21 protein-coding genes and 3 pseudogenes are annotated in these 20,053 nt (G+C 58.9%); 19 read left to right on the top strand and 5 right to left on the bottom strand.

Annotated features, from left to right (window positions below):
- The first annotated feature begins 86 nt into the window (after positions 1-86).
- The 18 genes and pseudogenes from eat to NPS58_RS06920 all read left to right on the top strand — a co-directional run bounded on the left by eat (position 87) and on the right by NPS58_RS06920 (position 15,806).
- Complete coding sequence (gene eat, locus NPS58_RS07005; RefSeq protein ID WP_274114634.1) at positions 87-1,535, top strand: ethanolamine permease; 1,449 nt, start codon at positions 87-89, stop codon at positions 1,533-1,535.
- Positions 1,536-1,586: 51 nt separating this feature from the next.
- Positions 1,587-2,981: an ethanolamine ammonia-lyase subunit EutB gene (locus NPS58_RS07000; RefSeq protein ID WP_274114632.1), complete on the top strand. Its 1,395-nt coding sequence runs from the start codon at positions 1,587-1,589 to the stop codon at positions 2,979-2,981.
- Between the two features lie 11 nt (positions 2,982-2,992).
- Entirely contained in the window at positions 2,993-3,817 is an 825-nt protein-coding gene (gene eutC / locus NPS58_RS06995) for an ethanolamine ammonia-lyase subunit EutC (RefSeq protein WP_274114631.1), read from the top strand.
- A 103-nt stretch (positions 3,818-3,920) separates the two neighbouring features.
- Positions 3,921-4,379 carry a GNAT family N-acetyltransferase gene (locus tag NPS58_RS06990; RefSeq protein WP_274114630.1) on the top strand — a complete coding sequence of 153 codons (459 nt, stop codon included), beginning with the start codon at positions 3,921-3,923 and terminating at the stop codon, positions 4,377-4,379.
- A 208-nt stretch (positions 4,380-4,587) separates the two neighbouring features.
- Positions 4,588-5,235 carry a DedA family protein gene (locus tag NPS58_RS06985; RefSeq protein WP_274114628.1) on the top strand — a complete coding sequence of 216 codons (648 nt, stop codon included), beginning with the start codon at positions 4,588-4,590 and terminating at the stop codon, positions 5,233-5,235.
- 8 nt (positions 5,236-5,243) lie between these two features.
- Complete coding sequence (locus NPS58_RS06980) at positions 5,244-6,059, top strand: zinc-dependent peptidase (RefSeq protein WP_274114627.1); 816 nt, start codon at positions 5,244-5,246, stop codon at positions 6,057-6,059.
- Positions 6,060-6,150: 91 nt separating this feature from the next.
- Complete coding sequence (gene ppa, locus NPS58_RS06975) at positions 6,151-6,678, top strand: inorganic diphosphatase (protein ID WP_007933577.1); 528 nt, start codon at positions 6,151-6,153, stop codon at positions 6,676-6,678.
- A gap of 164 nt (positions 6,679-6,842) precedes the next feature.
- Positions 6,843-7,553, top strand: a complete 711-nt coding sequence (locus tag NPS58_RS06970; RefSeq protein ID WP_274114626.1) for a LexA family transcriptional regulator — start codon at positions 6,843-6,845, stop codon at positions 7,551-7,553.
- Positions 7,554-7,941: 388 nt separating this feature from the next.
- Positions 7,942-8,115, top strand: a pseudogene (locus NPS58_RS06965) (Arm DNA-binding domain-containing protein); the annotation flags it as partial.
- Between the two features lie 144 nt (positions 8,116-8,259).
- Complete coding sequence (locus NPS58_RS06960; protein WP_274114625.1) at positions 8,260-8,397, top strand: hypothetical protein; 138 nt, start codon at positions 8,260-8,262, stop codon at positions 8,395-8,397.
- A gap of 126 nt (positions 8,398-8,523) precedes the next feature.
- The gene (locus NPS58_RS06955; protein ID WP_274114624.1) at positions 8,524-9,594 is read left to right on the top strand and encodes a helix-turn-helix transcriptional regulator; all 1,071 of its coding nucleotides are present in this window, start codon (positions 8,524-8,526) and stop codon (positions 9,592-9,594) included.
- Complete coding sequence (locus NPS58_RS06950) at positions 9,591-11,156, top strand: hypothetical protein (RefSeq protein ID WP_274114623.1); 1,566 nt, start codon at positions 9,591-9,593, stop codon at positions 11,154-11,156. Before NPS58_RS06955 ends, NPS58_RS06950 begins: the two co-directional genes overlap by 4 nt.
- A 49-nt stretch (positions 11,157-11,205) precedes the next feature.
- Positions 11,206-11,622, top strand: coding sequence for a hypothetical protein (locus NPS58_RS06945; RefSeq protein ID WP_274114622.1), 417 nt, complete (start codon positions 11,206-11,208; stop codon positions 11,620-11,622).
- Between the two features lie 336 nt (positions 11,623-11,958).
- Complete coding sequence (locus NPS58_RS06940; RefSeq protein ID WP_274114620.1) at positions 11,959-12,735, top strand: BRO-N domain-containing protein; 777 nt, start codon at positions 11,959-11,961, stop codon at positions 12,733-12,735.
- The gene (locus NPS58_RS06935; protein WP_274112684.1) at positions 12,732-14,102 is read left to right on the top strand and encodes an ISL3 family transposase; all 1,371 of its coding nucleotides are present in this window, start codon (positions 12,732-12,734) and stop codon (positions 14,100-14,102) included. Before NPS58_RS06940 ends, NPS58_RS06935 begins: the two co-directional genes overlap by 4 nt.
- Positions 14,103-14,127: 25 nt before the next feature.
- Positions 14,128-14,373: a hypothetical protein gene (locus NPS58_RS06930; protein WP_274114618.1), complete on the top strand. Its 246-nt coding sequence runs from the start codon at positions 14,128-14,130 to the stop codon at positions 14,371-14,373.
- 10 nt (positions 14,374-14,383) lie between these two features.
- The gene (locus NPS58_RS06925; protein WP_274114617.1) at positions 14,384-15,412 is read left to right on the top strand and encodes a hypothetical protein; all 1,029 of its coding nucleotides are present in this window, start codon (positions 14,384-14,386) and stop codon (positions 15,410-15,412) included.
- Positions 15,413-15,494: 82 nt separating this feature from the next.
- Positions 15,495-15,806 (top strand): YkgJ family cysteine cluster protein, encoded by a 312-nt coding sequence (locus tag NPS58_RS06920; RefSeq protein ID WP_274114615.1) that lies wholly within the window; start codon positions 15,495-15,497, stop codon positions 15,804-15,806.
- A 211-nt stretch (positions 15,807-16,017) separates the two neighbouring features.
- On the opposite strand, the gene NPS58_RS06915 is transcribed toward NPS58_RS06920, so the two are convergent.
- Entirely contained in the window at positions 16,018-17,070 is a 1,053-nt protein-coding gene (locus NPS58_RS06915; RefSeq protein WP_274114614.1) for an ADP-ribosylglycohydrolase family protein, read from the bottom strand.
- A gap of 10 nt (positions 17,071-17,080) precedes the next feature.
- Entirely contained in the window at positions 17,081-17,338 is a 258-nt protein-coding gene (locus tag NPS58_RS06910; RefSeq protein WP_274114612.1) for a hypothetical protein, read from the bottom strand.
- 119 nt (positions 17,339-17,457) lie between these two features.
- Between NPS58_RS06910 and NPS58_RS06905 the strand changes: the two genes are divergently transcribed.
- Positions 17,458-18,330, top strand: coding sequence for a WYL domain-containing protein (locus tag NPS58_RS06905; RefSeq protein WP_274114610.1), 873 nt, complete (start codon positions 17,458-17,460; stop codon positions 18,328-18,330).
- 94 nt (positions 18,331-18,424) lie between these two features.
- Here the strand turns inward: NPS58_RS06905 and NPS58_RS06900 are convergent.
- The 3 genes and pseudogenes from NPS58_RS06900 to NPS58_RS06895 form a co-directional block, all read right to left on the bottom strand.
- Positions 18,425-18,565: pseudogene (locus tag NPS58_RS06900) on the bottom strand (IS630 family transposase); the annotation flags it as partial.
- A 6-nt stretch (positions 18,566-18,571) separates the two neighbouring features.
- A pseudogene (locus NPS58_RS29555) lies at positions 18,572-18,787 on the bottom strand (EcoRII N-terminal effector-binding domain-containing protein); the annotation flags it as partial.
- A 302-nt stretch (positions 18,788-19,089) separates the two neighbouring features.
- A complete protein-coding gene (locus NPS58_RS06895) occupies positions 19,090-20,022 on the bottom strand; it encodes a carbon-nitrogen hydrolase family protein (RefSeq protein WP_274114608.1) in 933 nt (310 codons plus the stop codon).
- Positions 20,023-20,053 lie beyond the last annotated feature (31 nt).

The following is a 20,053-nucleotide window of genomic DNA, read 5'->3' as shown; positions in this document are numbered from 1 at the left end:
CCCGGGACCGCTCTGGCTCGCTTTCTGCAAGACCATCACCACAGGCCGGTATCCGCCGGTGACGATAAAAAAAACAGGTGAACCCTATGCCAAGCGATCACACCGGCAGCGCGCCGGCAGGCTCTTCTGTCGACTTCGAGAAAGTCGGCTCCGACTACTTCCAACAACGTGAGCTGAAAAAGGGCGCGGCAGGCTGGGTCCTTCTGGTGGGGCTGGGGGTCGCCTATGTGATTTCCGGCGACTACGCCGGCTGGAACTTCGGCCTGGCCCAGGGTGGCTGGGGCGGTATGTTCCTGGCCACATTGCTGATGGCCACCATGTACCTGTGCATGTGTTTTTCGCTGGCCGAGCTGTCTTCGATGATCCCCACTGCCGGTGGCGGCTACGGCTTTGCCCGTAGCGCGTTCGGGCCCTGGGGTGGGTTTTTGACCGGTACTGCGATCCTGATCGAGTACGCAATTGCCCCGGCCGCCATTGCCGTGTTCATCGGTGCCTACTGCCAGTCGTTGTTCGGCATCGGCGGCTGGATGATCTACCTCGCCTTCTACATCATCTTTATCGGCATCCACATTTTCGGCGTGGGTGAGGCGCTCAAGCTGATGTTTATCATCACCGCCGTGGCAGCCATTGCCCTGGGCGTATTCCTGGTGGCGATGGTGCCGCACTTCGACGTGAACAACCTGTTCGACATCGCCAAGACCGACGCCGTCGGCGCCAGCAGCTTCCTGCCGTTCGGCTACGTGGGCGTGTGGGCGGCAATCCCCTACGCGATCTGGTTTTTCCTCGCGGTCGAAGGCGTGCCCCTGGCCGCCGAAGAGACCAAGAACCCCAAGCGCGACCTGCCACGCGGCCTGATCGGCGCCATGCTGGTGCTGCTGGCGTTTGCCTTGCTGATCCTGGTGGTGGGCCCGGGCGGCGCCGGTGCCGAAGCCCTGAAAGCCTCCGGCAACCCGCTGGTCGAGGCGCTGGCCAAGGCCTACGGTGGCAATACCTGGATGGGCGGCTTCGTCAATCTGGTGGGCCTGGCTGGCCTGATCGCCAGTTTCTTCTCGATCATCTACGCCTACTCGCGGCAGATCTTCGCCCTGTCCCGTGCCGGCTACCTGCCGCGCAAGCTCTCGCAAACCAACAAGAGCAAGGCCCCGGTGCTGGCCCTGGTGATTCCGGGGATCATCGGTTTCGGCCTGTCGCTGACCGGCCAGGGTGACCTGTTGATCCTGGTGGCGGTGTTCGGCGCTACGCTGTCTTATGTACTGATGATGGCCGCGCACATCACCCTGCGCATTCGCCGCCCCAAAATGGAGCGGCCGTATCGCACCCCAGGCGGCATCTTTACCTCGGGTGTGGCCCTGGTGCTGGCCTGTATTGCGGTGGTCGCGGGCTTCCTGGTCGACCCACGGGTAGTGATTGGCGCTGCGGTGATTTATGGGGTATTGATTGCCTACTTTGCTTTCTACAGCCGGCACCACCTGGTAGCCGGGACACCGGAAGAAGAATTCGCCGCGATCCAGAAGGCCGAAGAGGCCCTGCACTGATCGATGCCACCTCCGCCGCAGGCCCGCCCTGCGGCGTTCTGGAGATTCTGTATGGCAAGTTTTGTACACACGGCAGGTCAGCAGACCTACCGCTTCGACAGCCTCAAAGAGGTCATGGCCAAGGCCAGCCCCGCCCGCTCGGGCGACTTTCTCGCCGGGGTGGCCGCCAGCAATGACGGTGAGCGGGTCGCGGCGCAGATGGCGTTGGCCGACATCCCCCTCAAGCATTTTTTGACGGAAGCGCTGATCCCCTACGAAGAGGATGAAGTCACCCGGCTGATCATCGACACCCATGACGCCCAGGCCTTCGCCCCGGTCAGCCACCTGACCGTGGGCGGCCTGCGCGACTGGCTATTGAGCGAAGCCGCCGACGAAGACAGCCTGCGCACGCTGGCTCCGGGGCTGACCCCGGAAATGGCCGCCGCAGTATCGAAAATCATGCGTGTGCAGGACCTGGTCCTGGTGGCCCAGAAGATCCGCGTGGTCACCCGTTTTCGCGGCACCATGGGCCTGCGCGGGCGCTTGTCGACCCGCCTGCAACCCAACCACCCCACCGATGAGCCCGCCGGTATCGCCGCGAGCATCCTTGACGGCCTGTTGTACGGCAACGGCGATGCCATGATCGGCATCAACCCGGCCACCGACAGCATCGCCTCGATCTGCGCCCTGCTGGAAATGCTCGACGCCATCATCCAGCGCTATGACATTCCCACCCAGGCCTGCGTGCTCACTCACGTGACCACCTCGATCGAAGCGATCAACCGCGGCGTGCCGCTGGACCTGGTGTTCCAGTCGATTGCCGGTACCGAGGCGGCCAACGCCAGCTTCGGTATCAATCTGAATGTACTGCAGGAAGGCTACGAGGCAGGCCTGAGCCTCAAGCGCGGCACCCTGGGGCAGAACCTGATGTACTTCGAGACCGGCCAGGGCAGTGCCCTGTCGGCCAACGCCCACCATGGCGTCGACCAGCAAACCTGCGAAACCCGCGCCTACGCCGTAGCCCGGCATTTCAAGCCGTTCCTGGTGAACACCGTGGTCGGCTTCATCGGCCCGGAGTACCTGTACAACGGCAAGCAGATCATCCGCGCCGGCCTCGAGGACCACTTCTGCGGCAAGCTGCTGGGCGTGCCCATGGGGTGCGATATCTGCTACACCAACCATGCCGAGGCCGACCAGGACGACATGGACACGCTCCTGACCCTGCTAGGGGTTGCCGGTATCAACTTCATCATGGGCATCCCCGGCTCCGACGACATCATGCTCAACTACCAGACCACCTCCTTCCACGACGCGCTGTATGCCCGCCAGACCCTGGGCTTGAAGCCGGCGCCGGAATTCGAAGCCTGGCTCGCGCGCATGGGCATCTTCACCCAGGCCGATGGCCGGGTCCGCTTTGGTGACAACCTGCCACCGGCCTTCCGCCAGGCCCTGGCGCAACTGGGATAAGCGAGTCGAACATGGCCAACACTCCACAACACGACAACAGCGCCAATCCCTGGCTGGAACTGCGCCGCCTGACCCCGGCGCGCATCGCCCTCGGACGCACCGGCACCAGCCTGCCGACCGGCGCCCAGCTGGATTTCCAGTTCGCTCATGCCCAGGCACGCGATGCCGTGCACCTGGCCTTCGATCACCAGGGCCTGCGCGCCCAACTGCATGAGCGCGGCCGCGACAGCCTGTTGCTGCACAGCGCGGCCGCCGATCGCCACAGCTACCTGCAACGTCCCGACCTGGGCCGACGCCTCCACGAGGACTCGGCCCGGCAACTGCGCGAGCATGCCCAGGCCAATCCGGGTGGGGTCGACCTTGCCATCGTGGTTGCCGATGGCCTCTCGGCGCTGGCCGTACACCGCCACACCATGCCGTTTCTGGCACGTTTCGAAGAGCAAGCTGCTGCCGACGGCTGGTCCACCTCGCCCGTGGTACTGGTGGAACAGGGCCGGGTCGCGGTAGCCGACGAGGTAGGCGAGCTGCTGGGTGCGAAAATGACCGTGATCCTGATCGGCGAGCGCCCGGGCCTGAGCTCACCCGACAGCCTGGGGCTGTATTTCACCTACAACCCCAAGGTCGGCCTGACCGACGCCTACCGCAACTGCATCTCAAACGTACGCCTGGAAGGCCTGAGCTACGGCATGGCGGCGCATCGCCTGCTGTACCTGATGCGCGAAGCGTGTCGGCGACAGCTGTCCGGCGTGAACCTGAAGGACGAAGCGCAGTTACACACGCTCGAGTCAGAAGCAGGCACACCCAGCAAAGGCAACTTCCTGCTTGGCAAAACGTGAAAGCGCAGGGTTCGTAGATTGCACTTTCTAATTGCCTTCAGGCAGCATCTGCCAAGGCTGCCGGCGATTCGCCGCACACTCCCATGGACCCTGAGGCCTGCTTATGCGAATCATCAAAGCCACCCTGGAACATCTGGACCTGCTTGCCCCACTGTTCGTCAAATACCGGGAGTTCTACGGGCAACTGCCCTTCCCGGACTCCTCGCGCAAATTCCTTAAAAAGCGCCTGGAGCGCGGCGAGTCGGTGATCTATCTGGCCCTGCCGGATGATGACGACAACAAGTTGATGGGGTTCTGCCAGCTTTACCCGAGCTTTTCGTCGCTTTCGCTCAAGCGCGTGTGGATCCTCAACGACATCTACGTGGCCGAAGACTCCCGACGCATGTTGGTGGCCGACCACCTGATGCGCGAGGCCAAGCAGATGGCCAAGGACACCAATGCCGTGCGCATGCGGGTCTCGACCAGCAACGACAATGAAGTGGCGATGAAAACCTACGAATCCATCGGCTTTCGTGAAGACACCGAATTCAAGAGCTACATCCTGCCCATCAACACAGACTGACGCCCCCTCATGGCAGGCCCCAGGCCTGCCTAGCGTTTTTTGGAAATCCGCCGCTACAAACTGCGCAGGCACATTCTTGTTGCCGCCGTATAATGCGCCTCCCCATTATGTGTGAAACTTTACCCATCCCTTGGGTATGCCACCTTGCACATACGCATTACCCGTCATTACCAGCCCGCCGCTCGGGTCAAGAACACAGGTGCTGTACATGGACTTCAACCCGCTGGACCTTATCCTGCATCTCGACGCCTATCTCGATTTGCTGGTCAACAACTACGGCGGGTGGATCTACGCCATTCTGTTCCTGGTGATCTTTTGCGAAACCGGCCTTGTGGTCATGCCGTTCCTGCCCGGTGATTCCCTTCTGTTCATCGCCGGTGCCGTTGCGGCGGGCGGCGGCATGGACCCCGTGCTACTCGGCGGCCTGCTGATGGCGGCGGCCATCCTCGGTGACAGCACCAACTACGTGATTGGTCGAACAGCGGGCGAGCGCCTGTTCCGCAATCCCAACTCGAAGATATTCCGCCGCGACTACCTGCAGCAGACCCACGAATTCTATGAGCGCCATGGCGGCAAGACCGTCACCCTGGCGCGCTTTCTGCCCATCCTGCGCACTTTCGCACCGTTCGTCGCCGGCATCGCGAAAATGCACTACCCACGCTTCCTCGGTTTCAGCGTGGCCGGCACCGTGCTCTGGGTGGGTGGCCTGGTGACCCTGGGCTACTTCTTCGGCAACGTGCCGTTCATCAAGCAGAACCTGTCGCTGATGATCGTGGCCATCATCATCCTGTCCCTCGTGCCGATGATCATCGGCCTGGTGCGCAGCCGACTGCACCGCACCGCCAAGGTCAACTAAGCCAGGCCATGTGGTCTCTCAGCGCCTGGCGTCGCCGCCGCACCCTGGCTCGCCACCCCGTTGACCCGCAGCGCTGGCAGCGGGTTCGCGAGCGCCTGCCGATCCTCGACGGCCTAAGTGCCGCCGAAGACCGTTGGCTGCTTGAAGCCTGCGTGCTGTTCCTCGACGAAAAGCACCTTAGCCCCCTACCCGGGGTAGCGCTCGACGGCGAGCAACGCCTGTTCCTCGCCGCGCAAGCGCAATTGCCGCTGCTGCACCTGGGTGAACTGAACTGGTATCAGGGCTTTCACGAGATCATCCTCTACCCCGACGACTTCCTCAGCCCTCAGCGCCATCGCGACGCCAGCGGCATCGAGCACGAGTGGGACGGCGAGCACAGCGGCGAAGCCTGGCAACAGGGCCCGGTCATTCTGGCCTGGCCGGGTGTGTTGGCGAGCGGCGGCTGGGAGGGCTACAACCTGGTCATCCACGAGCTTGCCCACAAGCTCGACATGCTCAACGGCGACGCCAACGGCCTGCCGCCCCTGCACAGTGACATGCGCATCAGCGACTGGGCCCAGGCCATGCAGGACGCCTACGACGACCTCAACCGCCAACTCGACCGCAACCCTGACGTCGAGACCGCCATCGACCCCTACGCCGCAGAAAACCCGGCCGAATTCTTCGCCGTTACCAGCGAGTATTTCTTCAGCGCCCCGGACCTGCTCAACACAGCCTACCCGGCGGTATACCAGCAGCTGCGCGGTTTCTATCGCCAGGATCCACTGGCGCGCCTGCAGTTATTGCAGCGCGATCACCTCCACTACCAGCTGGCGCCGGACTGACACAGCCGGACATCCGGGCGAACGTGGCAAGCTCGGCGGAATGTGCCTATAATCGCGCCCAATTTTTGGCCAAACATGGGGGCACTGCCCAATGAGCTACAGCAAGATTCCGGCTGGCAAAGACCTGCCGAACGACATCTACGTCGCCATCGAGATTCCAGCCAACCACGCGCCGATCAAGTACGAGATCGACAAGGACAGCGACTGCCTGTTCGTTGACCGCTTCATGGCCACCCCGATGTTCTACCCGGCCAACTACGGCTACATCCCGAACACCCTGGCCGACGACGGTGATCCCCTCGACGTGCTGGTCGTGACCCCGTACCCGGTTGCTCCTGGCTCGGTCATCCGTGCCCGTCCGGTCGGCATCCTGAACATGACCGACGACGGCGGCGGCGACGCCAAGGTCATCGCCGTACCGCACGACAAGCTGTCGCAGCTGTACGTCGACGTCAAAGAGTACACCGACCTGCCAGCACTGCTGATCCAGCAGATCGAGCACTTCTTCGCCAACTACAAGGATCTGGAGAAGGGCAAGTGGGTCAAGATCGAAGGCTGGGATGGCGCTGACGCCGCTCGCGCCGCGATCACCAAGTCGGTTGCTGCCTACAAAGGCTAAGCAAGCGTCCAACAAGAAGCCCCGCCATTGCGGGGCTTCTTGCTTTTTGGGAACTAGTCCTACAGCGCCCTAAGGCAATGCCTGTAAACCTGCCATTTTCGGGCCTCGAAAATGAACTTCATGTTTATTTCCCGAGCCAGGCACGCCCACTACACTCGGGCACCATGAATACATCCGGTGATCGTCTCAAAGCGCTCCTGAACGAGTGCAACCTGACCCCTTCCGACTTTGCCGCACAGCGCAAAGTGACTCCGCAGCACGTCAACAACTGGTTCAAACGTGGAGTCCCCTTCGCTCGCCTGGACGAGATTGCCGACCTGCTCTGCGTACGCAGCCGATGGCTACGCACCGGCGAAGGTCCCAAGCACCCCAACCCCCTGCCCCGCTTGAATGCCGCGCCACGCGCAGCCGATACCGAGCCCGTACCCCCGAGCTTGCTCGCGGCCCACAGTCACGACGACATCCAGCTGCCGTTTTTCAGCATCCAGGCCAAACAACTGAAGCCTATCGCCGACCGCTACCTGCGCCTGCCCATACGCGCCCTCGACAGCCTGGGCGTCGACCCTAACCTGGCCCTGTGCCTGAGCATGCCCGGCTCCAACATGAGCCCCTTGCTGCCTCGCGGCACCAGCCTGGCAGTCGATTGCGGCCTCACCCACGTGGTGGAGGGTGAGATCTACGCCTTGCTGCACAACGGCCGCGTGCGCATCCACAGCCTCAGCCAGCAACCCAGCGGCGCCCTGCGCCTGCACAGCCACAACAGCGACGAGCACCCCACCGAAACCTACAGCCCGGCCCAGCTCAAAAGCCAGAAACTGACCGTGCTCGGCTGGGTATTCTGGTGGGCGCATCTACGCGACAGCCGCCCGGATTGAGCGGGCGCATTGATTTTTTGCTGGGCATTGCGGCTCATTCCCAGTATGCTACGCCGCACATTTCGCCCCCGGCTTGCCATGCACGCCCAGGGGCCCGGCGAGACGACACACAGCTTGTCCGCCGTACCGGTCCCAGCACCGGACAACGTTTTGAAGGCGGTTGCGGCTTACCAAAAATTAGCCAAGGCCGTCCCCGAGAAGCCGGCCACAAGCCGGCTTTTTAATTGTCCAAAATAATCCTATCCCATCCGATGATCCTGCCGATAGCCTAGCTATCACGGGCGTTTGAGGCGTTCCCCTGTCCGATGGTGTTCAACGCCATCTGACCTCATCCGACGATGAGGTGGGGGACAAGTGGGGGGACAAAAGGGACGACAGGGGAAATCCAATGGGTAAGCTAAATCCGAAACAAGTCGAAAACCTGACCGAACCCGGCACCTATGATGATGGTGATGGGCTTCGCTTGGTCGTCAAACCTACCGGGCGCAAATCTTGGCTGCTTCGTTTCCAACTGGCAGGCCGTCGCAGGGAAATGGGCCTGGGCTCATTCCCGGAGGTGGCGAGTTCTAGAGGTGTACCAAGTGAAGAGGAGCGCCACACAGCCGCTGTCGATTAGGTACAGCGCCATGCAGCAAACGACACAGAATGTCGCATGGCTGGTGGAAGATAGCCCTCAACATCCCAGTCAACCAGCGAGGAGTTCCCCATGAAAGAGTTGATCTGCTTTGCAATTGGATTGGTAGTCGGTGCTGTGGTGATGAAGAAAAGCCAGGCGATTGATGAACTGAAGAAGGAGCTGGACCGCGAAAAATTCCGTAGCAGACCTTCGAGCGGGGCTGAGTAGACATAAGGCTACGGCCATCCGCTCTTGGCGAGCAGAACCAATAGTGTTAAAAAGCCATTAAATGGAATGTTCGCCAGATATGTGACGCCAGCGAACCATCAAGGTTGATTCGAGTACAGCTCCCTCATGTCAGATCCCAAAGACAGGCTGTTCAGGCACCTGGCCCTGCTGCGCCTTATCCCGCGCGCGCCCAAGAGCATTTCCACCACCGAACTGCTGCAAAGACTCAAAGCCGAGAATTTCGACATCGACCGTCGAACCTTGCAACGGGACCTCATCGGCCGCCTCGCCCTGGACTTTCCACTGCTCTGTGACGAAAGCCAACGGCCCTATCTCTGGAGCTTTCCCAAGGACACTCCACAATTCGACTTTCCGGCGCTGGACACCCCCACAGCACTGGCCTTCGTCCTCGCCGAAAGCCACCTGAGTAAGCTGCTACCACCCAGTGTGCTGAGCCTGCTAGCGCACCACTTCGACCTGGCGCACCGGCAACTCCAAGGGCTGGAACATAACAACCTGGCGCACTGGGCCAGACGCGTGCGCACCCTGCCTAACGGCAAGGCGCTCCAACCCGCCGAAGTGGACGCGGCCATCTGGTCCCAGGTGGCGACCTCCCTGTTGGAAACGCGGCAACTGGAGATCGTCTACCTAAGCCGCAGCAAGAGCGAGTACAAGACCCTACGCATACACCCCGCCGGCATGATCTCGCGCCACTCCGTCAGCTACCTGATCGGTACTGTCGAAGGTTACACAGACGTTCGCCAATTCGCCCTGCACCGCATCCAGCAGGCAGCGTGCCTCGATGCGCCGACCCGCGAACAACCCGACTTCGAGATCGATCATTACATCCAGAGCGGCGGTTTCAACAGTCCCGGCCCGATCGAACACCACGAACTGATCGCCGACGTATCCCCACAGATCGCCTGGCTGCTGAATGAAACCCCGCTTAGCCCCAAGCAAAGCCTGAAGCCGTTGCCAGGCAGCGATTGGCAACGCCTGCACGCCAAGGTGCCGGACGATCAGGAAACGCTCTGGTGGGTGTTTGGGCTGGGAGAGAGCGTCCGCCTGCATGAACCGAAGCATTGGGTGGATGTAATCAAAGGGAGACTAATCAAAATGGGAGCCCTGTATACGCAGCCCATCCCAAACCACTTGCCCACCATTACCAATGCACACGCCTGCCAGGAGGCTCCATGAAGTCCCAAGATACCTTTGCGCCTGCTTCTACCGCGAGTGTGCAAAACAATAGCAGAGACGAAATTGAACGGGATATCGCCCGCACCGCGACAGCGCTTTCTACGAGTGAAATTGTCAGCCGCTATGGCAGTGCCAATGCCGAGTTCATCAAAGCCTACACTGGTATCGACAACGAAGCCGGCAAAATTCTCAGCAAGGGCCTGAAAGGCATCAGCCAGGAAAAAACCGGCGTCAAACAACGAGCGGGTTGGACGGGCGAAGTGGCGGGCACCAGTCGTGACAATGCCGAAGCCATCATCAACAAATCGTCTGAGCGAACGATTCGCAGCGATGATTTGAAGCATTACGGCATTGAGACCGATTCCAAGTACCGCGAAGCGGTGGATCGCGTCCGCGTGGATGAAAACGGCAAGATCATTTACGAAGCTCAGACCAAGTTGGAGGCCAGCGGAAACAAGGTTGCCAACCAGGTGAGCCATGAGGATCACAAGTACAACAAGTATTTCGGCAAGAAGCTGGAACTGCCCAGCGAACAGGTCGAAGACGCAAAAACTTACTGCCGCAATCGTGCGGAAAATTTAAGAAAACACGCACTGAAGGCAGAGCAAAAAGGAAAACCGGAGCTCGCCGAAAAATTCCGCGAGCGCGCCGACAGGTTCGACAAGCTTGCTAAAGAAGACATCGTTGACCTTGGCATCACGACCGAGCAGGCCATCGACTACGCCGAAAAGCCGCTGCGCGAGACGATGAAAGATATTGCCCGTACCAGCCACCGGGCCGGTATGGAGGGCGCAAAGTACGGCGCGGTTATCGGTGGCGTTATTTCACTGCTGACCAATGCGTTCAACGTCGCCCAAGACAAAAAGCAATTGGGTGAAGCTGCCCAAGATTTGGCCCTCGACACAGTTAAAGCCGGTGCCCTTGGATACACCACAGCTTTCGCTGGCTCCGCGCTCAAAGGTGGCATGCAGCAATCAAGCAACCAAACCTTGCGCACGCTCGCCGGCACCAACGCTCCGGCGTTGGCGATCAACATCTGCCTGTCACTGGGCAGCTCGGTCAAACGTTACGTCACAGGCGAGATCAGCGAGGCGCAATTGCTGAGTGAAGTGGGTGAGAAAGGCGCCGGCATGCTTTCCAGCAGCATGATGGCTGCACTCGGACAATTGGCGATTCCTGTGCCCTTTGTCGGTGCTGCTATTGGTGGGATGATCGGCTACACCCTATCTTCGCTTTTCTACCAAAGCGCATTGGATGCCGCCCGCGGCGTCGAGCTTTCCCGTCAGCAACTGGCGCGCATCCGTGCCATCGAGGCCGCCGCCCGCGACCAGATTGCTGAAGAACAAGCTCAACTGGATGACTTCACGCATCGTGAAATCCCCCAATTGCAGCAAGAAACTCAACGTTTGTTTGCCATTGTGGATGCCGCCGGCAGCGGCAACGTTGATGCCTTGGCAGCCGCTGTCAATCAATACGCCACCTTGCTGGGCAAACAACTGCAATTCCAATCTATTGAGGAACTCGACGACTTCATGAGTTCCGACAGCCCTCTGATGCTGTAATCAACCTTACTTGCCCTGAAGATACCCCTGGATAAAGGACGATACCTGCATGCTGCTCAAACTCTTGTCCGAACCGGACCAAAAACACCTACTTGATCTCGCAAAACTGTTGGCCCTAGCTGACAAGCCGCTGTTGTGGGACGGAAAGACATCAGATGAATTTACCTCCAGCACCGATCTCAGTGCGCTTTCCATTCAAGAAGGCGAAAAAGAGCGCGAAATGATCGCTGAGCTTGAGCAGTCCATCACACGCCCATCGCTCTCCACTAGCATGTTTGGAAGTGCTTCCACCTCCAGTAGCATGTTTGGACGTTCTTCCCCCGCTGCTTTCATGTTTGGGGGAAAGCCGTCCGATGATGTGGCGGCACAACTCATCGAAGCCCTCAAAAAGTATCCAGTTTCCAAAGCGGAAAGGCCTGAAACCCGGGTGCAAGCTGCCACGACCGTTCTGAAAGGGTATTCATAAAAGGTTGTTGATGGTCTCCCGACTCTCCGTTGCTACAACTGCTTTTTGATTTCGAGAAAAGATGTTGACAGTCATGGGGCAAGGCGTTAGAGTTCATCTCAGGTGCTGAACACACCTCTCTAGGCGGAAGCCGCTCCCGAAAGTCAAAGCGGCTTTTTCACGTCCGTAGGTTTTGCGCTGCCTTCCAATGCGGGACAATGCATGCTTATGGCCGGGTGGCGCGCAGCTATACAAGACCCTTCGGGGGAAATCTGCGGGCCGTCCTAGAGCGGTGTTCAAGCGCCCGGCCGCCTCTCTGAACAGGAGGCGAAATTGAACGATCTCTAGGAGGCCATCGTGGCTGCTCAATCCAATCTGCTCCCTCAGGGCGTCGCTACTGACGACACCCCGCACCAGACCTTCAACTTTGACCACTTGCCAGTTCGCACGGTCAACCGTGATGGCGAAATCTGGTTTGTTGCCGCTGATGTGTGCGCGGCACTTGCACACACCAACCCACGGATGGCAGTGTCAAGGCTGGATGATGACGAAAAGGGTGTAAGTAATGTTTACACCCCTGGAGGCTCACAGGAAGTGATGATCGTCAGCGAATCGGGCCTGTACAGCCTGATTCTGACCAGCCGCAAGGAAGAGGCCAAGCGGTTCAAGCGGTGGATCACCCACGAAGTTCTTCCAGCCATCCGTAAGACAGGGGGTTACCAGAAATTCGAAGCCGCGCCCGCTTTGGACGTGACAGACGCCCCGTCCATGAAAGTTATGCGTGAGGTAGCCGACGACTACCTCAATGCCTACTACGAGGCGATCAAGGCAGGCAAAACACGCCACCACATTGATGGCGTGCAGACCGAAGTACTCCAGGCCATCTTGGCCCATGCGCTGATGAGTCAGCGCATGTTGGTGTCCTTCAATTCCATCGGTCAAATGAACTGCCGCCTGATTCCTGGTGATGCATCTGTTGTGAGCTTTGCCAAGGATGACTACTTCGACATTGCCCAGCATGTCCCGATGGAGCGACTGCCTGACATGTTGGATGCGCTGAACAAGCGCGTAGCCTGCCATCTTGGCGCTTTTAGCGAGCGCTTGCGCCGCGACTCTTCGAGGAAACTGGCGTGAGTGATCTGGCCATCCCGCAAACGCTTTTGCACCCGCTCAAAGCTACGGTAGTGGGCTTCCATGAGGAAGAGAACGAATACAGCTTCCAGGTGGAATATCCCGACCCCGAGGTTTGCCCTAACTGCGGGACGTGCGGCGAGGTGGTCAGATTCGGCAAGAAGCAGGTGAAGTTCCGTGACCTGCCGCTGCACGGGCGGTGGGTCACGCTCTGGCTGGTTCGCCGCCGCTTCATGTGCCGGGCCTGCAACACCACGTTCAGCCCGGCGCTGCCGGAGATGGCCGAGAGCAACCGGATGACCCGGCGGCTGGCCGACTACATCATCAAGGCCACGGTGGGCCGCACCAATAGTGACGTGGGCCGTGAAGTGGGTGTGAATGAGTCGGTCATCCGTACCTTGTTCCGCGACCACTTCGAGGCGCAGAAAGACCGCTACAAGCCTACCGCACCCCGCGTGCTGGGCATTGATGAGCTGTACCTGCAGCGCACCTATCGCTGCGTGCTTACCAACATCGAGGAGGAGACCATCATCGACCTGCTGGAATCACGCACCAAGCCACAGGTGACGGCCTACCTGTCGCGTCTCAAAGACCGCAAGGACATTGAGATTGTGTGCATGGACATGTGGAACCCCTACCGCGAGGTGACAAAGGCACTGATGCCACAGGCCACCATCGTGGTGGACAAGTTCCACATTCAGCGCATGGCCAATGAAGCCATGGAGAAGATCAGGAAAAGCCTGAAGGCCGGGCTGTCACAGCATCGCCGCAGGGCGCTCAAGGGCGACCGAAAGCTGATGCTAATGCGCGAGCACGACCTGAACCCGATGAACAGGATGGTGGTCGATACCTGGCTCAACCAATTCCCGGAGCTGGGCGCGGCCTACCGTCTCAAGGAGGAGTTCCTGAACATCTGGAATTTGGAAAATGAGTCTGACGCCAAAGAAGAATACCGGCGCTGGCATTCCAGCCTAACGCCGGAGGAGCGTCCGCAGTGGGCACCACTGACCACAGCAATGAGCAATTGGGAGGCGGAAATCTTCGCCTACTTCGGTAACGGGCAGCGCAACACCAATGCCTTCACCGAATCGATGAACCGGCAAATGAAAGACCTGAATAGGCTCACGCGCAGCATGTCCTTCGAGATGTTCCGCGCCAAGATTCTGTTCTCGGTCGAGCACAAGATGAAGCGCAAGGAAAAGCCCCGCCGGGAATCGCCATTCACTATGGGCTACGGCCTCCCGACAGATGCCAACCTTGCAGGGCGGGCGCCCTCTATGCGCGACATGGGGGCGCCCATTCGTCCTCTGCTGGAGTTCCTGCTGGAGCCTCCCATCAACATCAACCCGATGCCTTCGGCTGAGGGTTAGGAAGCTCCTGCATCAACAGGCTTTTATGAATACCCTGAAAGAATTACTCAAGGACAAGAAATTTGAGCTGCCGACCGCGCCCAAGGTAATCCTGTTCGAGCTGCTATTGGTCGCCCTTCGCGACGGCACGATCACCAGCGTTGAATGGGCACTCCTCAAGGAGTTTCAGCTTCACCATCAATTGGAAGACTTCATTTTCGATGATCTCTTGGAGCGTGCAGAAACGCTGAATCAGGAAGTCAGCAAAACCATTTCGATTATTCTCGAGTAAGGAAACGATCATGCCCATTCCTCTGATCATTGGTGCTGTTGCAGCCGCTGCCGGTATATATGGTGCGGCCAAGGGCGTCAGCGGTGCGATAGACCACAGCAACGCCAAAGACATCAATAACGATGCACGCTCCATGGTCGACAGCGCCAATCGAAAGGTTGAAGAGCAACGCAAGGCCACTAACGCCATACTGGAGGATTATGGCCAGCGTAAGCTGCGCGCGTTCAACGGGGTGGTTGCCGAATTTATCGAAACCTTCGAGCGCCTGAAAAATATCGAACTCAGTCAGAGTCCAGAGCTGGATAAACTGAACGCTGGCGATTTTTCCAACAAAACCCTTACTGGTCTGCGGCAGGACTACCAGGCGCTCAAGGACGCGGGTCTCGGTCTAGGCGCAGGCATGGGCGGTGGTGCAGCGCTGGCCTTTGGTGCCTACAACGGCACAATGCTGCTGGCCACCGCCAGCACGGGTACGGCCATCTCCTCGCTCGGCGGCGTGGCAGCCACCAACGCCACGCTTGCCTGGTTGGGCGGCGGTTCGTTGGCAGCCGGTGGCTACGGTATGGCCGGGGGCATGATGGTGCTGGGTGGCATCGTCGCTGGACCGGCGTTGGCCATCTTCGGCCACGTTCTGGGTAACAAGGGCGAAGAAGCCCTGAACACTGCCCGCAGCAACCAGGAACAGGCCCGCACCATTCACGATCAAGCCGAGCTGATGACCGGTAAGCTGCGGGCCATTGAGCAGGTTACCTCCCTGGCGAACGCCACGTTCTCCAAGATCAGCTCGCAACTGCGCCGCACCGTGAGCGAGTTGAAGAAAGTCATCGAGAATAATGGCGTGGATTACCGGACCTTCTCGGATGAAAGCAAGGAGGTCGTTTTCCGCTCGGTCAAGTTTGCTCAGTTACTCAAGGCCATGATCGACACTGCGATCCTGGATCAAGACGGCAATCTGGTTCTGGCAACGGAGAAGCGCATCCAAGACGTCGCAGCTGTGGCTAGCGGACAGAAAGCGGGCCTGGACGCGCCCTCAGCATAGAACAGTGCCCGCGCCCCCGCGCGGGCCTTCCTCAAATGTCCCAGTCGCAACCGGCACCGCTTCAAGGCGGTGATACTTTTATATGTCCAGCCATACCACGCCACCCTCCGCCTTCCCCTGTACCCAATGCGGCTTGTGCTGCCAGCACGTTCATCTGGCTGCCGAAACCCAATTTCTGGATCGTGGCGACGGTACTTGCATGCATTACGATGCACTTCGCAAGCGCTGCACCATTTATGCAGAGCGCCCGAACATCTGCAGGGTGGATCGACAATACACCATGCGCTACGCCCAGCAATACACCTGGGACGAGTACGTCACTCTGAATCTGCAGGTCTGCGTGATTTTACAGACGCAAGAAGAGCAAGCCGTCCTTCTTACGATCAAAACGTAAGCAAGGCGTCTACCAATACGTTGATGACAATAACTCATGCATAAACTGCCTCCGCGCGAAGCTGAACAGGTCATGTCAGCATCGGAAAGTTATCACATTGAGCCACTGACCGAAGACAGGGCCAAACCTCCGATGAAGGTACGAACAACTCGATGACGTCACCTAAAGATAAGGCTTCCTGTGTAACCGAGAAGTCCTCGCATCAACCCTCTCAATTACCGGGATATACCCGCTCGATCTGTTGATCGAACTCTCCGCCATACCCACAGTACTCAAGCGGAATGCGCTCAATATCCTCGGCAATTTGCACGATCACCTCGCGTAACTCCAATTGTTCGAACCACCTCGCAGGAATTGCCGCAGCACCATACTGAGCCCCCAACAGGTGCCCGGCGATCAGTCCAGTGCTGTCACTGTCGCCACCGTGATTCACCGCCGTAATCACGCCCTCCTCGAACGAGCGCGCCGCCAGGGCGCACCACAGGCCAATAGCCAACGCTTCTTCGGCGACCCAACCGCCACCGAGTTCGCCGATGCGTTGCGGGGTGGGCTCGTAGCCTTCGTAAAAGAAGAACAGCACGCGCTCGATGAGACTACGTGTTTCTTCCATACCGGGATTTTGCCCATAATTGGCCAAGCTTTGAGTGACTGCGTGCTCCAGGCTGTCTTGCCGATCGACAATGCGCTGGAGAATATCGGCAAACAGCCCAGCCGCCAGGTAGCCCGTAGGGTGCCCGTGGGTCAGGCGCCCTGACTGGGCAGCGTAGTCAAAGGCGTTAGCAAAGAATGCGCAGGGCGCAACGCGCATTAAGGCGCCACAACCTTTGCTGTTGTTCTCAGCAACAGCGCCCAGCCGCGGACTGGCCTTGAGTGCACCGAGGCAGGTAGTGCCAGGGGCGCGGCGAGACCAGAGCGCCAGTTGCTCGATCAGCCACCCGTCCCTGCTGACAGGCGTCGCCGCAGGGTAATCCTGGGTCATCAGCCAGCGCAGCAACGCATGATGGATAATGCTGGGAACGTGGCAAATCCCTCGCGAACTGCCGCGAACATAAGCCCGCAGCAAGCCTTCTGCGGTGAAAAGCATCATCTGCGTGTCGTCGGTGATGGCGCCGGTGATACCGAAAGCAGGGGCAAAATCAACGATACCTTGTGGACCGAATTTAGCTTCGATTGCAGGCCATTCGAGGAACTCCACCGGGGCGCCCAACGCATCGCCGACGGCACCGCCCAGCAGACAGCCTTTGATCCGTTCAAGTCTGTTCATGTCCTTTCCCTTATCCCTCTGCTGGGATCAATTCCTGCAAAATCACCAGCTTTCTTTGCAACTGCTCGATGTCCGCTTTCTCAGCTCGCAGCGCCGAACGCAGTTCCCGGTTTTCCATTTCCCAAATCCGCGCCCAGCGCACGTCCTTTTGGAAGCCTAGAGCCATTTGCCAGAGTTCACGCAACCTCAGGCACTGCAGCAGAAGCACCAGCAGGATTGCCCCCATCATCACCAATGCACCCGTCGAAACTGCTTCCGACATACTCATGCCCACCTCCTTCCGTGAATTCAATTCATCTAAAAGACAAACACACGATATGTAGTGATTAGCGACAGGTCTAGAATGTAGACTTATACAGGTAAAGTATTCGCGCACATGGAGAGGTTATGAAACGCAAGCAGTCGATCGAACAAGTCCGCTGGGATCTGGCACTTCGCTATCGTTTGATTGAGACCGTTGCCTGGTGGGAGGGCCGGCTGACCACGGGACACTTGATCCAGAGCTTCGGCATCAGCCGCCAGCAGGCGTCGAAAGACATCAATACCTACATCACCGAACATGCGCCCCGAAACTTGACATATGACAAGCAGCTCAAGGGCTACGTCCCGAGCACGCAGTTCAAGCCGCTGTTCATCGACGACAGCGCCAGTGCCTATCTGCACCTGCTTTATCAGAACAACGAGCGAGCCCCGCACATCGAAGGCCTGGCGCTGGCCTATGCCCACACCAAGGTGCTGGAGGTGCCAGATCGCTCAATCAAGCCGGAGATTCTTAGACCGCTGCTCAAGGCTTGCCGCGACCACCTACGCCTGGATATCGACTATGTGTCACTAAACAACCCCGCCCCAGAAGGCCGGCTCATCGCACCACACACCTTGGTCTATACCGGTATGCGTTGGCATGCACGCGCCTATTGCGAGAAGAACGGCCAGTATCGCGACTTTGTACTTAGTCGATTGCGCGGAGCCCCCATCCTGGAAGGAAAATCCAAGAATGTGATTGAAGAGGATGAGGCCTGGAATGCCGAAGTAACATTGGTCATCGAGCCCGATTCGCGACTAACAGATGAGCAGAAGGCGATCATTGAAGCCGATTTCGGCATGCTGAATGGCCAATTACTGATACCTACTCGCAGGGCGCTGGTGAAATATGTATTGCAGCGTTATCAGATCGACCCAACAAAAATGGAGCCCCGGCCAGAAGCGCAGCAAATTGTGGTGAAGAACCTGGGTGAGTTGGAGCCCTGGCTGTACAACTGAAGTGAACTGGTGGCGACCTGTCGCGCAGACAGCACCCATCTTGAATTTGAGACGCAACACCTCTCGAGTTTTAGGCTTGGAGAAGTGCTCCACTGCGAGTGACTTGTTCAAGGACGCGACGCACAGCTTCAAGGGGCAGAAACGGTTTACGGCCCCGACCTGGCTTATTGAGTAAACCGTCCAGCCGCTGAGTTTGAAAGCGCTGACACCAGCAAGCAATAACGGGGAGTGAGAACCCATGCGAGGTGACCTGTGCTTTCAGCAGGCAGCTAGGATTCTTGGACGCAGGACGCGCGATTGAGGGTAAAGCAGCGGTTGCGACAGTCTGGGGCACATAAATGCCAACCCCGTTGCCCCCTGTAAGCCCAGTGTCGTTGGCCGATAGTCGTTTGGCGTAGACCCACCATTCCCCGTTCGTTTTATCGTCAATCCATTGCAGAAAGCTTGTAATGAGCAAATTGCTTATCAACTGAATTTGAAGCGAGATTGTATATCGCAGTCTTCCAGAAATCTGTATGTCATCTGGGAATAGACACCCTACTCGATACCGAGACCTAACCGGCTATCGACGAGGGACGCGGACGTTCAGTCCAATCCGCATCCAAGCTTCGTCCTTCCATGCGCAGTTCCTTACGCAATGTCAGTGTGGGGGATAAATGGGGGGACAAAAATAGTAAATTATAAAATATCTTTATAAATCAATATTTTAAATAAATGATAAAGCCGGCCACAAGCCGGCTTTTTAATGCCCGCCTGTTTTCAATCCCCCTCGAACACCACCGCCTTCATCGCCGCCGTATTCACCTTCAGCGTGAACACATCCGGCCGTGCATAGTGCCCACACACATCAAAATCAAGGTTGCTGGCCTGCCCCACGGTCAGGTCGATCTCGGCGTACAGAATGGCTTCCTGATCAAACACCGGCCCCGCCAGCACCTGTCCAGTGGCACTGACGATCATGCTGCCGCCGTGCATGATGTAGTCCCCTTCCCCGGCTGTAAGGCCGAAGTCTTCCCGATAGGCTGCCGGGTACTCGCCCAGGGTGATCGCCTGGCAGGCTGACAGCACCGGTACGCGTCCTTCGAGCGCGATGTGGACCATGGATGAAGCCCAGGTGGGGCGGTCATCTGCCGTGGGGGCGCAGTAGATCTCGGTGCCCTGGGCGTACATCGCCTGGCGCAAGGCCGGCATGTAGTTTTCCCAGCAGATGACAGTGCCCAACCGGCCAAACGGGGTATCCACCGGGGCAATGCTTGAACCATCGCCGAAACCCCAGATGATGCGTTCCTGGCCGGTGGGCATGAGTTTGCGGTGATAGCCCGCAACGCCCTTGCCCGGTGCCAGGGTTACCGCGGTGCAATACAAGGTGCGCCCCAGGCGTTCGATGATGCCCATCACCACGTGCACACCGGTTTCATTGACTACATCGCAGAGTCCGGCCAGTTCGGGGCCGTCCAGGTTGACGGCGCCCTGTACATAACGCAGGTACTGGGCCCGGCCTACATCGCTGCGGCTGCCAACCACTGTGCCGAACGCCGCGCCCTTGGGGTATCCGCCGAGAAACGCCTCGGGAAACACGGCAAGTTCGACGCCTTGCGCTGCAGACTCGCGTATCAGCCCCGCAGCTTTCTCGGCACTCAGTTGGGGTTCGAACGGAATGGATGAAGCTTGAACAACAGCAACCTTGGTCATGGGTCTTTCCTTGAAGGGTAATGAGAGTCGG

Origin of the sequence: Pseudomonas putida (assembly GCF_028682455.1) — a bacterium.
Taxonomy (GTDB): Bacteria; Pseudomonadota; Gammaproteobacteria; order Pseudomonadales; family Pseudomonadaceae; genus Aquipseudomonas; species Aquipseudomonas putida_AA.
This window is presented reverse-complemented; position numbering and strand designations above follow the sequence as displayed.

Coding starts and splice junctions, on each gene's coding strand:
- eat (WP_274114634.1), top strand. CDS start 87: ATGCCAAGCGATCACACCGGCAGCGCGCCGGCAGGCTCTTCTGTCGAC.
- NPS58_RS07000 (WP_274114632.1), top strand. CDS start 1,587: ATGGCAAGTTTTGTACACACGGCAGGTCAGCAGACCTACCGCTTCGAC.
- eutC (WP_274114631.1), top strand. CDS start 2,993: ATGGCCAACACTCCACAACACGACAACAGCGCCAATCCCTGGCTGGAA.
- NPS58_RS06990 (WP_274114630.1), top strand. CDS start 3,921: ATGCGAATCATCAAAGCCACCCTGGAACATCTGGACCTGCTTGCCCCA.
- NPS58_RS06985 (WP_274114628.1), top strand. CDS start 4,588: ATGGACTTCAACCCGCTGGACCTTATCCTGCATCTCGACGCCTATCTC.
- NPS58_RS06980 (WP_274114627.1), top strand. CDS start 5,244: ATGTGGTCTCTCAGCGCCTGGCGTCGCCGCCGCACCCTGGCTCGCCAC.
- ppa (WP_007933577.1), top strand. CDS start 6,151: ATGAGCTACAGCAAGATTCCGGCTGGCAAAGACCTGCCGAACGACATC.
- NPS58_RS06970 (WP_274114626.1), top strand. CDS start 6,843: ATGAATACATCCGGTGATCGTCTCAAAGCGCTCCTGAACGAGTGCAAC.
- NPS58_RS06960 (WP_274114625.1), top strand. CDS start 8,260: ATGAAAGAGTTGATCTGCTTTGCAATTGGATTGGTAGTCGGTGCTGTG.
- NPS58_RS06955 (WP_274114624.1), top strand. CDS start 8,524: ATGTCAGATCCCAAAGACAGGCTGTTCAGGCACCTGGCCCTGCTGCGC.
- NPS58_RS06950 (WP_274114623.1), top strand. CDS start 9,591: ATGAAGTCCCAAGATACCTTTGCGCCTGCTTCTACCGCGAGTGTGCAA.
- NPS58_RS06945 (WP_274114622.1), top strand. CDS start 11,206: ATGCTGCTCAAACTCTTGTCCGAACCGGACCAAAAACACCTACTTGAT.
- NPS58_RS06930 (WP_274114618.1), top strand. CDS start 14,128: ATGAATACCCTGAAAGAATTACTCAAGGACAAGAAATTTGAGCTGCCG.
- NPS58_RS06925 (WP_274114617.1), top strand. CDS start 14,384: ATGCCCATTCCTCTGATCATTGGTGCTGTTGCAGCCGCTGCCGGTATA.
- NPS58_RS06920 (WP_274114615.1), top strand. CDS start 15,495: ATGTCCAGCCATACCACGCCACCCTCCGCCTTCCCCTGTACCCAATGC.
- NPS58_RS06915 (WP_274114614.1), bottom strand. CDS start 17,070: ATGAACAGACTTGAACGGATCAAAGGCTGTCTGCTGGGCGGTGCCGTC.
- NPS58_RS06910 (WP_274114612.1), bottom strand. CDS start 17,338: ATGAGTATGTCGGAAGCAGTTTCGACGGGTGCATTGGTGATGATGGGG.
- NPS58_RS06905 (WP_274114610.1), top strand. CDS start 17,458: ATGAAACGCAAGCAGTCGATCGAACAAGTCCGCTGGGATCTGGCACTT.
- NPS58_RS06895 (WP_274114608.1), bottom strand. CDS start 20,022: ATGACCAAGGTTGCTGTTGTTCAAGCTTCATCCATTCCGTTCGAACCC.